Origin of the sequence: Pseudomonas sp. FSL R10-1350, assembly GCF_009600525.1 — a bacterium.
Taxonomy (GTDB): Bacteria; Pseudomonadota; Gammaproteobacteria; order Pseudomonadales; family Pseudomonadaceae; genus Aquipseudomonas; species Aquipseudomonas helleri.
The window spans coordinates 1-894 of record NZ_WIVR01000163.1; the positions used below are offsets into that span (position 1 = coordinate 1).

General features: G+C 38.5%; 1 protein-coding gene. It reads right to left on the minus strand.

The window, feature by feature from the left end; all coding sequences use genetic code 11:
* Positions 1-249: 249 nt before the first annotated feature.
* On the minus strand, positions 250-804 hold the full coding sequence (locus GHO25_RS25650) for a hypothetical protein (protein WP_153393385.1): 555 nt from the start codon (positions 802-804) through the stop codon (positions 250-252).
* Positions 805-894 lie beyond the last annotated feature (90 nt).

The following is an 894-nucleotide window of genomic DNA, read 5'->3' on the forward strand; positions in this document are numbered from 1 at the left end:
AAAACGTGCAGCCCTACTATCATTACTGGATAACTTTCTGACACGACCAGCTGAGCGACTGGCTGTTCTAGGTGAGGATGGCCAAGGTTCTAATGAGTTTAAAAGACTAATTACAAAAATCTAGTAATTACCTTGTCAGATAGAAAAATATATAGAACTAAATTCAGTTATTAAAGTAAATCATTAGATGCACAGACAAGAATAGTGGCGATAAAACCCCTAGAATAGAGGGGTTTTTTCAGTATATTCTTATTTTACCATGCCTTCCCTAAACACCATTTTCTTATCTCCTGACGAATAGTTCTGAACGATACCAAGCAGCTCTTTAGAATAATCAATAACTGACATGACATTTACGGGTTCGTGGTACTCATACGCAAGCTTGTATCCTTTGATTTTTAACCTTATACCACCACCTTCATATTCTAAATATGAGTCATTTAGATCCTCGCTGTACACCCCTTTCCCATATGTGATACCTGGAAATTTAACAGGTAGTAAGCCAGCTAGTGTATGAAGTGAAATTCTACTACCTGTTGCCTCATTAGCTATAAATACTTCATCGTTAAGTGCCATACCCAATTTTTGGTCTATCCCCTCCAAATCCAGCCCAGGCTGGGATTCTAGCCAAGATTTATCAACACCTGGAGAAAATGAAGTTATTCTAGGGGGTGATATACTACTAATATTAAGGCTTATAGTTTTTATTAATGGCGTTCCATCTGGCGCAGTCCAATCTTCATCTGACCCTTCCCTTACCCTCAGAAGATGTATTTTTGTGTTTATTTGCCTTTGTCTGCGCACCTATTTGATAGCCTGTTCTTGTTGCCTAGATAAGCCTAAGGCAAGGAATGTCACTTGTTTTACCAAGAAGCGCATCATTCTTCTCGATAC